The sequence below is a fragment of the Brumimicrobium oceani genome, assembly GCF_003143775.1.
GTDB classification, from domain to species: Bacteria; Bacteroidota; Bacteroidia; order Flavobacteriales_D; family Crocinitomicaceae; genus Brumimicrobium; species Brumimicrobium oceani.
Genome location: NZ_QFRJ01000005.1, coordinates 63369 through 76643 on the forward strand (window position 1 = coordinate 63369; position 13275 = coordinate 76643).

The 13275-nt window shown below is 35.0% G+C and carries 13 protein-coding genes; 10 read left to right on the top strand and 3 right to left on the bottom strand.

Features of this window, described 5'->3' with window-relative positions; all coding sequences use genetic code 11:
• Positions 1-35: 35 nt before the first annotated feature.
• The 5 genes from DIT68_RS08065 to DIT68_RS08085 all read left to right on the top strand — a co-directional run bounded on the left by DIT68_RS08065 (position 36) and on the right by DIT68_RS08085 (position 4538).
• Positions 36-1007 (top strand): M23 family metallopeptidase, encoded by a 972-nt coding sequence (locus DIT68_RS08065; protein ID WP_109359292.1) that lies wholly within the window; start codon positions 36-38, stop codon positions 1005-1007.
• 323 nt (positions 1008-1330) lie between these two features.
• Positions 1331-1663 (top strand): MerR family transcriptional regulator, encoded by a 333-nt coding sequence (locus DIT68_RS08070; protein WP_394336378.1) that lies wholly within the window; start codon positions 1331-1333, stop codon positions 1661-1663.
• Positions 1664-1782: 119 nt separating this feature from the next.
• A complete protein-coding gene (locus tag DIT68_RS08075) occupies positions 1783-2244 on the top strand; it encodes a peroxiredoxin (protein ID WP_109359442.1) in 462 nt (153 codons plus the stop codon).
• A gap of 230 nt (positions 2245-2474) precedes the next feature.
• A complete protein-coding gene (locus DIT68_RS08080) occupies positions 2475-3470 on the top strand; it encodes a lipoate--protein ligase (protein WP_109359294.1) in 996 nt (331 codons plus the stop codon).
• 213 nt (positions 3471-3683) lie between these two features.
• Positions 3684-4538 carry a hypothetical protein gene (locus tag DIT68_RS08085; protein ID WP_109359295.1) on the top strand — a complete coding sequence of 285 codons (855 nt, stop codon included), beginning with the start codon at positions 3684-3686 and terminating at the stop codon, positions 4536-4538.
• Between the two features lie 173 nt (positions 4539-4711).
• On the opposite strand, the gene DIT68_RS08090 is transcribed toward DIT68_RS08085, so the two are convergent.
• Positions 4712-6061 (bottom strand): heparan-alpha-glucosaminide N-acetyltransferase domain-containing protein, encoded by a 1350-nt coding sequence (locus DIT68_RS08090; protein WP_109359296.1) that lies wholly within the window; start codon positions 6059-6061, stop codon positions 4712-4714.
• Between the two features lie 33 nt (positions 6062-6094).
• The gene (locus DIT68_RS08095) at positions 6095-7579 is read right to left on the bottom strand and encodes an oligosaccharide flippase family protein (protein WP_109359297.1); all 1485 of its coding nucleotides are present in this window, start codon (positions 7577-7579) and stop codon (positions 6095-6097) included.
• A gap of 200 nt (positions 7580-7779) precedes the next feature.
• Between DIT68_RS08095 and DIT68_RS08100 the strand changes: the two genes are divergently transcribed.
• Positions 7780-8970, top strand: coding sequence for an ATP-binding protein (locus DIT68_RS08100; RefSeq protein ID WP_109359298.1), 1191 nt, complete (start codon positions 7780-7782; stop codon positions 8968-8970).
• A gap of 310 nt (positions 8971-9280) precedes the next feature.
• Here the strand turns inward: DIT68_RS08100 and DIT68_RS08105 are convergent, their stop codons facing one another.
• Complete coding sequence (locus tag DIT68_RS08105) at positions 9281-10057, bottom strand: enoyl-CoA hydratase/isomerase family protein (RefSeq protein ID WP_109359443.1); 777 nt, start codon at positions 10055-10057, stop codon at positions 9281-9283.
• A gap of 261 nt (positions 10058-10318) precedes the next feature.
• On the opposite strand from DIT68_RS08105, the gene DIT68_RS08110 reads away from it, so the two are divergent.
• From DIT68_RS08110 to DIT68_RS08125, 4 genes are all read left to right on the top strand, one after another.
• Positions 10319-10810, top strand: a complete 492-nt coding sequence (locus tag DIT68_RS08110) for a GNAT family N-acetyltransferase (protein ID WP_109359299.1) — start codon at positions 10319-10321, stop codon at positions 10808-10810.
• A gap of 127 nt (positions 10811-10937) precedes the next feature.
• Positions 10938-11213, top strand: coding sequence for a helix-turn-helix domain-containing protein (locus DIT68_RS08115; RefSeq protein ID WP_109359300.1), 276 nt, complete (start codon positions 10938-10940; stop codon positions 11211-11213).
• A gap of 1 nt (position 11214) precedes the next feature.
• Positions 11215-12441 carry a type II toxin-antitoxin system HipA family toxin gene (locus DIT68_RS08120; RefSeq protein ID WP_109359301.1) on the top strand — a complete coding sequence of 409 codons (1227 nt, stop codon included), beginning with the start codon at positions 11215-11217 and terminating at the stop codon, positions 12439-12441.
• 29 nt (positions 12442-12470) lie between these two features.
• Positions 12471-13262 (top strand): arylamine N-acetyltransferase family protein, encoded by a 792-nt coding sequence (locus DIT68_RS08125; protein ID WP_109359302.1) that lies wholly within the window; start codon positions 12471-12473, stop codon positions 13260-13262.
• Positions 13263-13275: the final 13 nt, after the last annotated feature.

Genomic DNA, 13275 nt, shown 5'->3' on the forward strand with positions numbered 1-13275 from the left:
TTTACATAATTTTGCGCTGTTTTACAAGTTAAATAATGTCAAAGACAAAGTTCAGATACAATCCCAAAACGCTTTCTTACGAAAAAGTAAAACGTTCCATAGGAGAGCGTATATTGAGAGGTTTTATTTTTATTGCCCCAACCATCGTTTTGAGTTTAGTATTTGCATTTTTTATTGCCTACCGAATCGATTCTCCAAAAGAAAAAGCGCTTCAGAAAGAGTTACTTGAATTGAAAGGGGAGTTTAAAAACATTCAAAGTCGATTAGAATTAGTTGATCAAGTAACGGAAATCATTAAAAAACGTGACGAAGAATTGTATCGCACAGCTTTGGGCGCAAATGAATTTCCTGAAGAATTAAGACTGATGGGTGTTGGGGGAAGCGACGCTTACAGTGCCTACAAAAAAATGTCTAATAGCGAGTTGCTTATCGAGTCGATTTCAAAGTTGGATGAAGTAGAAAGAAAGCTACATGCTCAAAGTTTATCCTTCAAAGAGCTGGTTTCACTCGCCAAAGAAAGAGAAAACAGATTGGCTTCTTTGCCTGCTATTCAGCCCGTTAATAATAAGGAGTTGAAGAGAATGGCTTCTGGTTATGGATGGAGAATTGATCCAGTTTATGGAACACGTAAAATGCACTGGGGAGCAGATTTTTCTGCAGAAACAGGTACTGATGTTTATGCCACAGGAAAAGGAAAGGTTATAGAAACTCGTGTGAATAGTTGGGGTTATGGTAAAGAAATTGTTATTGATCATGGCTTTGGTTATAAAACCAGATATGCCCATTTAAGCTCCTTTTTGGTGAAGGAAGGCGACCTTGTAAACCGAGGAGACTTAATTGGATTGGTTGGAAACACCGGTAAGTCTACAGGAGCTCATCTGCATTATGAGGTTGAAAAAGATGGTCATAAAGTTAATCCAATTAATTATTTCCATTCTGATCTAACACCAGAGCAATATGAGAAAATTGTAGAAATCTCTAAGAATGCACTTAAATCGATGGATTAAGTTAAATACAGATCATCAATTTCTGAATCTTTCGCACAACACATTGATTAAATTAAAATACCTAGCTAGTACTTTGGTAGTAAGTACATCCTATCAGGTATGAATTACGCTTTGAACTGAAAAGATACTTCGCAAGTTTCTGTTTTAACAAGGGAAGGGGCTTGCCAAATTAAAAAGGAAACTATTTTCTGTCAAAATTTATTAAACAGGCTGTTAAGTTCCAGGCAAGCATTTAATTTTTCTAAAGTTGAGGATTACTCACTAAACTTTCTCATTAGATTACTTTATTTTCATTAATTTAGCCTTTACGAACTCAAGTTATGATTAAAGCGTCTGAATTAACAAAGCTGTACTATTCAATTGGTGAAGTGTCCCAAATGTTTGATGTGAATACTTCATTGATTCGTTTTTGGGAAAAGGAATTTCCTTCTATTAAACCCAAAAAAAACAAAAAGGGTAATCGTTTATTTTCTCCTAAGAGTATATTGGAAATCCAAAATATTTATCAGCTGGTAAAAGTTGATGGACATACTCTGGAAGGCGCAAAAAAAGCCTTAAAAAACGGAGAAATTGAAATTACTGAGCCAGACCTCAACAAGGAAGAATTGATCGAGCGACTTGAGGGAATTAGAAGGAAACTAGTTGCATTGCGTTAATTTTTAAATCTCAGATGTTGGTTCTCAGAAAAAACTATTTAGCATAAAATGTGTTAATCAATCAAGATTTAAAAACAAACGGCGTTTCGCGCTTGTACCAAACCTTAATAATTATAAAAATGAGCTCTATTAAAGTAAACGATAAATGTCCAATATTCACATTAAAAGACCAAGACGGAAAGCTTTTTAAAGTGGAAGAGGCTATTGGTAAAGATAATCTAGTCATTTATTTTTACCCAAAAGATGAAACTGCAGGCTGTACCAAGCAAGCGTGTTCATTCCGAGATGCTTATGAGGATTTTATTGCGGTAGGAGCCCAGGTGATTGGTATTTCAAGTGATGATGAAAAAAGCCATAATAAATTCGCTAAAAAACACAGGCTGCCTTTTACTTTATTGGCTGATTCAGATAAAAAAGTGCGTAAAGCATTCGGTGTTCCAACCAATCTTTTGGGCTTAATTCCAGGGCGTGTAACTTATGTAATCGATAAAAAAGGAATTGTTCAAGGTGTGTTTAATTCTCAATTAAAATTTGATCAGCACGTAGCTGAAGCTTTGGATATTTTATCGAAATTAAAGTAAACCGAACAGGACTGTAGAGAAATAAGCATATTTACGGGTAAAGAAAATTAGACGCGAATCAAATGCGTTAGCTCGGTGTTTAGATTTTCAGAAAAAACATTAATTTTAAGCTTTCCAAATGGTGGTCGTTCAGAGGCAAACAAAGCTTATAGCATGCATTAAGTTTATTGTCTTTCTGAGCAGCGACTAATAAAAGATTGATATTCAAACGCACACTCAAAAAGAGTCATATGATATTTGTAGAAAACGAAGGTATTACAGATCCCCATTTAAATCTTGCTTTAGAGGAATATATTGTAAGAAAATTTAATCCAGAAAGCGATTATTTGTTGTTTTACATCAATGAGCCTTCAATAATTATCGGCAAGAATCAAATTACCATTGAGGAGGTAAATCAAGATTACATCGATAACCATAACATACATGTGGTAAGAAGGGTTAGCGGTGGTGGAGCGGTTTATCATGATTTTGGAAATTTAAACTTTAGCTTTATTACAAATCATGATATCACCCAAATGCATAATTTCAAAAAATTCACAGAGCCCGTTATTTCTGTGTTGAAGGACTTGGGCTTGGATGCAGAACTAAAGGGGCGAAATGATATTTTAGTGGGGGACAAGAAGATTTCTGGTACCGCGCAGTTTTCTACCGGAAAACGAATGATTAGTCATGGAACCTTGTTGTACAACACAGACTTAGGAGAAGTGGTTAATGCTTTGAATGTAAAGCCAAGTAAGTTGGAGTCTAAAGGGCATAAATCTGTACGCAGCAGGGTGGCCAATATCAGTGAATTCATGAAAGAACCTTTGTCCATTGAAGAGTTTCGTGAGTTATTGCTTAAAGGCCTTTTTTCAGAAACAACGGCATTTGAAATCTACCGATTAACAAAGGAGGAGTGGAAGGCCGTTCATGAACTTAAGAAGGAAAAATATGATTCATGGAATTGGAATTATGGTAGGGCTCCTAAATTTAATATTCAATACGATAAACGCTTTGCAGTAGGGGAATTAGATGTCAGGATTTTCGTTGAAAAAGGCCGAATAAAGGAAGTTAATATTTTCGGAGACTTTTTTGGACGAGATGCTGTTGAAGAAATCGAAAATATACTTGTTAAGAGTCCTTATGATCGCTCTTCAATAGCTTTAGCCTTGAAAGATGTGGAAATCCAAAACTATTTTGGCGCTTTGGACAAAGAGGAGTTTATCGATTTTTTAGTTGGACAATAATCGAATTTCTATCTCCTGGAAAGGATGAGTTTTTGGGTTTAAAGTAGTATTATTTTCAATACTAAAGGGATGGAGTTAGACCAACATTAGTACTGAGTTTTCGGAGTTTATTTCAATCGTTTCTTTTTTTTCAATCGATTCTAGAGTTTTTTTTCTTGAATTATTGTAACTATTTAATCGTGATGGCGTTATGTGGGTATAAACACCTTTATTATGAAAACAATATTTCTTTTTATTACCGTTCTATTTTTGGCTTCCTTCGAAAAGACCCTTGCGCAAAGTGTAAATATTTTTGATGCCATAAAAAGCAAACAAATAAGTGTAACTGCAACTTCTAATGGTGAACACAGCGGAGAGGCAATTTTGCTAGAAATAAATAAGCTGAAAAATATAAGCGGTATTTTAATTCCGCCGGGAACACGATTCAAGAGTGAGTTTGAAGAAGATCAGGATTTACTTACTCTTGAAGAAGAGTTAATCGTTTTGAATTCAACTTCGAATCAATATTTAATAAAAGGTTTTTGTGTTGAGCCGCAAAACAGCTCACCTACAGAAGGAAGTCAATTTACAATTTTGAAGGAAGGCGATTTAAAGCTGAACAAAATTGCCAAATATCTGGGGAACAAAGATTTTAATGATGGTACAAAACAGACCGCACTTTGGTGTGTTGCTGGTGATGATGATGTTTCAGGAATTTATGAAGATGGGAACGACGAGGTAAAGAATTTAAGAGAATACGTTTGCTCCTTGACAGGAAAGGAGAATGTTTGGTACAATACAGATCCAGTTTATACGGTAGATGAAAATCGAAATATAGTTCAAGAAACCACTAAAATTGAAGGGCTCTTGTCTTATAAAGTCACAAAAACTGGAAATATGACAATGGAAGTTTTAGGAGAAGACGGCGAGCTTTTTCAAGCGCTAGGGGGCGAAATGCCAGTTTCTAGAACAGGCGATTATAGCTTCAACTTTAAGTTATCTGTTAGGGGCTGGAGAAGCGGAAAATATAGCGTTCAATTGAAAATCGGTAATGAGGTTATTCATAAAGAAGATTTTGTGATTGCATAGCTTTTTCTAATGATTAATGGGGATGTGGTTGCGCTGTATTTTTTTAATGTTTAATTATTAAGGTTTAAGGATTAACGTGTTGATGCGCTGGACATCTTTTTACCACAATTTTAATGCAGTTGAAATTCAATACCCTGGGCGTTAAACATTAATTAATAATTAAACCTTAAACATTAAAATGTTTTCTTCCAGAAAAACAGCTTTCCATAGTACTTTTGGAAAATTTCGATATACTTTACGAAATAAACAAAAGCCATGATAAAACCGATAGCGCCCAAGATTGAAAACCAAGGAGAAAGGTTTTTATCGATGTAGGTACTTAGTCCAAATCCGAATAAACCATTGTAGAGAATAATCACATGAACAATATAGATAGAAAGTGTATTTTGTCCGAGCTTTATGAAGAGATCATAATTCCAATTGATGAGTTTGGCACTCGTTATGATTACGCCAATAAAGAGCAATAAATGTCCTAAAGCATAAACTGAAAACGTGGGGAAAACGACATGCTCATTTCCTGTGAAAAGTGTATAAATAATTAATGAAAGCCCCGTTGCTCCAAAGCCAACAGGAATAATCCAGCTTTTTAGAAAGCTCAATTTTCTGTGGTAAACAATTCTTAAATAACGTTTGTGCTTTCCTAAGAAAATAATGATTGCCAAAACCCAAATTACTTGACCAAATCGAGCAAATAAATAACCCAAACCGTAGAATGGTTTTATTCCTGAAATACTGAGAAATGGTGCTTGTATTAATCCCAGAATAAGATCAGAAAATACATTGAGGACTAAACCGCTTATGAATAAAATTAAAGGGAATTTATTGGTGTAAACTTTATCTGGATTCTTGCTCACATAAGCACCTAACATTGCTCCAAAAAGTACAAAACCAACCCAAGGAAACAATGCAAATATGGATTTAAATGGACGATCTTCCGAGGTTACAACCAGCATGTTTTCTATAAGATGAGGAAGAGATGAAAAATCTAAAGCGTAAATAGTTGGTCGAAGTATAAAAGCCAATGTTCCAAAGATTCCAAACCACCAAGTTAGCGGTACGATTTTAACTAAGCGATTTAACCCATAAAGTAAAATAACCGTAATTAAAGAAAGTCCTATGCATTGTAAAACATGAAAAATATACAAATAACCACTGAAAGTATATTCACCGTGATTGATTAATCCTTTAAATAAATAGAAAAGGTTGAGCTGTAAAACATAACCCCAAAGTATCAATTTTAAACCTCTACTGAAACCTTTTTTTACGCGTTTATTTTTAAAAAAATCCTCCTGCTTCCGCACCAAAAGATAAGTAAAAACTAATCCCGATACGGTAAAGAATAATGGCGCTGTTAACCCACGTGTGAATCGCCAAATATCATAAAGAAACAAGTCGTTCCCACGGTGGTTTTCCGTTAAAGCCATTACAATAAAATGACCTTCCAGCATCATCAAAATCGCAATAGATCTTGCGATATCAATAAATACTAAACGATTGTGGGTCTTGCTCTTTGCTAATAACATTTTCAAAAAAATATTGGGCAAAGATAAACTGAATTATCTGGATTTAGCAAGTGCTTTTGGTTTTTCCATCCAATAGACTAATCCTACGTAAAGTAAGATGAAAAGATTGTGAATTACTAGTTGTAAAATTCCAGCTTCTAAATTGATCCAAGTGAATACAAAATAGAGGGTGATCGCAGTGATGCTGTACAATCCGAACTTTCTTAAATTATATGGAATAGGGTAGTGTTTTTGCCCCAACCAATACGAAACCACCATTTGGCCACCATACACAATGAAAGTAGCCCAAGCACTGGCCATGTAGCCGTAAATTGGAATGAAAATAAAGTTTAAAGTCAATGTTAGTGCCGCTCCTCCCATGGCAATATAGGCTCCAAATTTGGTTTGACCACTCAGTTTATACCATATACTTTGATTAATATAAATACCGGAAAAAACGTTTGCCAACAGTAGTATAGGAACAATTCTCAAGCCTTCCCAATACGCCGGGTTTGGAATAAAATATTTAAAAACATCTATATTTAGAGAAACGCCTAAAAAACTTAAGAAAACCGCTCCAACGAAGTAATTCATTACTTTCACGTAAGTTTTATTTCTGTCTTTGTTTTTGGCTTGCGCAAAGAAAAAAGGCTCGGCAGCATAACGATAGGCTTGTAAAAATATCGTGACTAACATGGCGAGTTTATAACTTGCACTGTATATTCCCACTTGAGATTCGGCAAAAGTTAAGGCGGCTTCAGTGCTTAATTCTCCAATCGATTTTTGATAAGTCAGGTGTTTCAATAATATTCTATCGACAGTTTCATTGATGATGAATGCAAAGCCTGCCAAAGCCAAGGGAAAACTGTATTTGAACATAGATTTCACCAAAGTAGTGTCCCAAATCCATTTGAGTTGTAGATAATCTCTAAGCAATATAGCTGGTTTTACTAATGAAGCTACCAAATTGGCAATCAAAATAAATCTAATTCCAACGGCAGGATCATCTGTTTCTGGTTGGAAAACCAAGAGCATCAAAATCAGATTTAAGCCAATATTAATTCCAATTCCAGCAAGCTGAATAAGCGCGAATTTTTTGGCTTTTTCTTCCGCTCTTAATTTAGCAAGGGGCAGAGCAGAAGTAGCGTCAATAACCACGATTATTCCCAGCAAAATGATGTATTCTGGATTGTCAGGAAATAAAAGCGCATCCGCAATAGCGCCATTGAAAATTAAAACCAGTAAAAGGAATATAGAATTAATCACCACTAAACTCAACATCGAATTGCGAAAAATGCTGTCTTTTTTCTCTGGATGATCTGAAAGGAACTTGAAAAATGCGGTTTCCATTCCAAAAGTCAACAAAACCATCAAAAACGCAATCCAAGCGTAAAGTTCAGATATCACTCCATAATCGGAGGTATTTACAAAAACGGTAACATATAAAGGAACCAGCAGATAATTTAACAAACGCCCTACGATACTCGATAAGCCGTAAACCGCTGTTTGTCCTGCTAATTTCTTTAATGGATTACTCATTTGCTTTTAATCAAGTTGCTAAGATAAATGGATTCTTTTAAATGAGGATTTTATGCGAATGGTTTTGATTTTTTTGTGATCGAGAAAAGACAATTCTTACCTCCTTTTTAAAAACTGCTTTATTAATAAAGCAGTTTAGAGTCAATAATGCTTTATTAATAAAGCAATTATTTGTATATTTGCTTAATAAGAAAAGCAAAATGGAAGAGTTACTATTAGAATTTCAGTCGAGAATGTTATTATTTCAAATGAATTACAAGCGTTATTTATTTGACAAGGTAGATTTATCGAACAGACTTATCGCTATAAAAGGCGTGAGAGGCGTGGGGAAGACTACGCTTTTGTTACAATTCGCAAAATTCAATTTTCCAAAATCGAGTACGCTTTATGTAAGTATGGATCATGTTTATTTCTATGAAAACAATCTATACGAAATGGCCAAGGAATTTGATAATTATGGTGGAACCCATTTATTGTTGGATGAAGTACATAAATACCCCAATTGGTCAAGAGAAATTAAATTGATTTACGACAATTTGCCCCGTTTAAATGTTGTGCTTACTTCTTCTTCGGTATTAGAATTATATAAATCTGAATCAGATTTAAGTCGCAGAATGGTAAGCTATGATTTACATGAATTGTCTTTTAGGGAGTTTTTATTTCTCGAAACAGGATTGGAGTTAACTGCTCATTCGCTTTCTGATTTAATGGAAAATCACGTTGAAATTGCAGGGGAAATCCTTCAGCACTTCCAGCCTTTACCTTTGTTTGAAAAGTATCTAAAAGTGGGTGCCTACCCTTACTTTATGGAGAACGAACAAAGCTACTATCACAAAGTGATGACCACCATTAACTTGATGATTGAAGTAGATATTATGGCAGTTGAAAACTTGCGTTACGAAACGATTGTAAAGTTTAAGAAACTACTAAAAGCAATTGCTACAAGCGTTCCGTTTACACCAAACATTTCAAAATTGAGCGAGCGAATAGGCTTGTCTAGAAACTCCTTGGTAGAATCCATCAAAACATTAAATAAGGTTGGAATTATTCAAGAATTATATAAGGATGCCACAGGAATTGGCCTGTTGACCAAACCAGAAAAACTCCTTCTAAATAATACGAATTTAATTTATGTGTTAGCCAATGAAAATGCCAACATTGGAAACATAAGAGAAACCTTTTTTGCGAATCAACTATCTTGTCAGTACCATGTAGACCTCGCTCCTAAAGGTGATTTTTTGATTGATCGGAAATTTACTTTTGAAGTTGGAGGAAAAAACAAAAGTAGTAAACAAATCACTGGAGTGAAAAATTCTTTCATTGCAAAAGATAACATAGAAGTTGGTTTTGGAAACATAATTCCGTTATGGATGTTTGGATTGCTTTATTAAGAAAGCAACTCTTTGCTTATATTGCTTTTTTAATAAAGCAGTTTAAGATTTAGCTACATTTTCTATAGAAATTTATCATCGATTCTAAACAAAAATGCTGATTCCAAAATTTGAAATCAGCATTGAGTTTATCTATTCCTGAAGCAATTTTTGAAATTTAAATTGTTTCTGGATATGTGGTTTTTGAATTTGAAGCCAAGAGCCAAGAGCAAGGCGAACTTTATTTTTTAAATCAATAGTCCTGATATTATCATCGGGACAACTGTTGAAAAAAGGGGTTCAACGCAGCTATCGGTGAAATAAACAAAAACTACTTGAAGGAAGGTTTTCTTTTCTCCACAAAAGCGGCAGTTCCTTCAACAAATTCTTCTGTTCCAAAGCAATTTCCAAATTCAGTAATTTCAACTTCAAATCCATCAACGCCATCAGTATAATTTGCGTTCACCGCTTTCATTGCAGAAGCAATTGCATTTCCAGAATTATTACAAATTTTACCTGCAATCTTTTCCGCTAAGGCCATTAAGTCTTCTTGAGCAACAACATGATTCACCAGACCCCAGTTTTGAGCATCATCGGCAGAAATCATTCCTGCAGTTGTAATCATTTCCATTGCTTTTCCTCGACCAACTAATTGCGCCAGTCTTTGTGTTCCTCCATAACCAGGAATTACACCTAAAGAAACCTCAGGTAAACCTAATTTTGCATTATTTGAAGCCACACGAATATGAGAAGCCATGGCCAATTCTAGTCCGCCACCCAAAGCAAATCCATTGACTGCTGCGATAACTGGCGTAGATAAATTCTCAATGAAATCAAACAATTTCTTTTGACCTTCAGCAGCTAAAGCTTTTCCATTTTCTGTGTCAAAATCAGCAAATTCTTTAATGTCAGCACCAGCAACAAAAGCTTTTTCGCCACTTCCTGTTAAGATTATTGCACGTGTTCCGCCATCTTCATCTGCAGCCTTAAAAGCCTCGTGTAATTCTTGAATTGTAGCCTTATTTAATGCATTCATTTGTTTTGGACGATTCACCGTAATGTAATGAACACGCTCTTTTTGCTCTGTTGTTATATTTTCGTAACTCATTTCTTTTGTTTTTGTGCTAAAATAAGAAATCGGATTCAATTAGGAATAATCAATTACGAATTACGAATTCTTGAAGCCTTAAAGGAAGTTAATTACGATTATTTGAATTACGAATTTAATCCATAATAAAAATTTAGTTCGAAGCATCTCTCCCTTTGGAGGGAGATACAGAGGGAGGATAAAACAGTGTAAGAAAAAGGCCGAGAATGAAGAGACTAGTTCCCGAAATGATTATCTTCGTTTCTATAATTATTTATTCAAATGTCAGAAAATCTCATCATCCGCGAAATCCAGCCTTCCGACAATCCGACAATAGCTAAAATCATTCGTACTGCTTTAGAAGAATACGACGAAGCAAAACCAGGAACTGTCTATACCGATCCAACAACAGACGAACTTTACGAGACTTTTTTCTCCGTTCCAAAAAGTGAATATTTTATAGCGGAAATCAACGGCGAAGTGATTGGAGGAAGTGGGATTTACCCAACTAAAAATTTACCAATTGGTTATGCTGAGCTAGTAAAAATCTACCTCAAAAGCGAATACCGAGGCCAAGGAATCGGTAAACAATTGATGAATAAATGCATCGCTTACGCAAAAGAACAAGGCTATACTCATTTGTATTTAGAATCTTTCCCTAGCTTAAAGGAAGCGATAGTTTTGTATGAGAAAATCGGATTTGAAAGAGTAGAAAAACCATTGGGAGATTCCGGGCATTTTGCTTGTGATGTTTGGATGGTTATGGGAATTTAGACCTTGTAAGTGATTTAAAAATCGCTATCAGGGTATCGATAATGTGCTTAAATTACACATATTGCTATTATAATAGCGATAACCTGATTTAATTCCTTATCTTTACTTTTAAATTCTAAGATTAGAAATGGGAGAATACGGAGATCAAAATACACCGAAAGAAGTAATGATTCTTTTGTCAAAAAACGTAGTAGCTTTAAGAAAAGAACAAAATTTCACTCAAAAGGAATTATCCGAAAAATCGGGAGTGGCTTATGCGAGTATTCGAAAATTCGAGAGAACAGGAATTATTTCTCTTGAATCATTATTGAAAATTTCTAATACCCTTGACCGATTGGCAGAATTTGAATCACTTTTGCTTCCAGATGAAATGGAGGGCTTGAAGAAATTATTTGATTATTAGTATGACAACAAAACTCGACGTGTTTTTACAATTTTCTCAGCAAGAAGAACTTGTTGGCCAGCTTATTTTGGTGGATAGAAAAATAGTATTCAAATACAGTGACGCTTATTTAAAAACAGGAAATAATCTTTCGCCAAATCAATTAAAACTCAATAACATTCCACAATCGTCTCAAGAAAAACCATTCAATGGTCTTTTCGGTGTATTTGCTGATTCTTTGCCAGATGCATGGGGAAACTTACTCATCAAAAAACGCTTAAGTGCTGATAAAATTGCTTTTGAATCGTTAAGTGCATTAGATCATTTGACATTCGCAGGAAAGAATAGTTTAGGAGCACTTCTATACCGACCAAGTTCGGATGAAGAAAATGATACAATTGATATTAATTTAGATGTTTTGAATGACAATATTTCTGATATTCTCATAGGTGAAAGTGGGGCAGTGATTGATGAGATTTTCGGGAGAGGAGGAAGTCCTGGTGGAGCACGACCAAAAATTTACGCAGGCTTCAATCAGAAGACAGATTCCCTCATCAGCGGTATCGCTAATTTACCTGAAGGTTATGAACACTGGATCATTAAATTCGCTGCAAATGTGGACTCTAAAGATGTCGCCAATATAGAGTTCGCTTATTATAAAATGGCTTTGGCTTCAGGTATTGAAATGGCTGAAAGTAAAATATTTATCAGTGAAGAAAGGAATAGCTATTTTGGAACCAAAAGGTTTGACCGAATTGGAAATGATAAGCTTCACATGTTATCGGCTGCTGGTCTGCTTCATGATGATTATGAATATAGCACCTTGGACTATGGAAACTTAATTTTTCAAACGCAGAAATTAACACGTAGTGCCCAAGCTGTTGAACAAATGTTCCGAAGAGCCGTTTTTAATGTCCTTGCGCATAACCGTGATGACCATTCTAAAAACTTTGCATTTTTAATGGATGTTAGCGGAAAATGGTCACTTGCGCCTGCGTATGATTTAACGTTTTCTTCTTCATCTCAAGGATATCACAGTACGGCTTGTGCTAAAAACTATGTTGACCCAGGAAAGAAAGAATTAATGGAATTGGCAGATGTTTTTTCAATAAACAAAGCTGAGGAAGTAATTGAAGAAATAAAAGGGATTGTTCAAAACTGGAGAAAATACGCTGGATTATCTGGGGTTTCTGAAAATTCTATAAAGATTATTGAAAAGAGTTTAAAGATTATTTCAACAAGGTTTTAGAACAAATTATTATACCAATTAACCAAAAAATGAATAACTTCAACAAAGAAGAATACCTAAAACGAATAAATTTCGAAGGAGAGATTTCAATAAACTTCGAAAGCTTGAAGGCACTTCACCGCGCCCAGCACTTAGCCATTCCTTTTGAAAACTTTGATATTTGTTTGGGAAGAAACATCCAGATTGATTCAAAGTCTATATTTCAAAAATTGGTTAGGCAAAAACGTGGAGGATATTGTTTTGAACTCAACGGATTACTGGTCATGGCACTCAAAGCATTCGGATTTGATGCACGTCCACTTTTAGGAAGGGTTCACTTATCCAGAGAAATCACCGGAAGAACCCATCAAACCACCTTAGTAACAATTGATAACAAAAGCTGGATAGTAGATTTAGGATTCGGGGCTGAAGCACCACTTATTCCTATACCTCTTGTTTACAACGAGCCTATTTCATTCGAAAATCAAAGCTATAGATTGGTTAATGACGAAGTCTATGGATACATACTTCAGAGCAATTCAAAAGGACACTGGAAAAACCTGTATAGTTTTGACTTAAACCCAGTTTTTGAAATCGATATTAAATTAGGTAATCATTATACTTCAACTCATCCCGATTCTTTTTTCACCAACGCCAGAATAGCCGCGCTTCCAATAGAAAACGGAATGATTAGCTTATATCACAACAAATTGAAAAAGACCATTAACGGAAAAGAAGAAATTACCACACTGAAAGATGATTCTTCTTATTTGGATGTTTTGGAGCAGGAGTTTGGGATTGAACTTGATGCGGAGTATGGGGAATTGAAGAGGTTAAGGTGAATGGGGTTTTTCA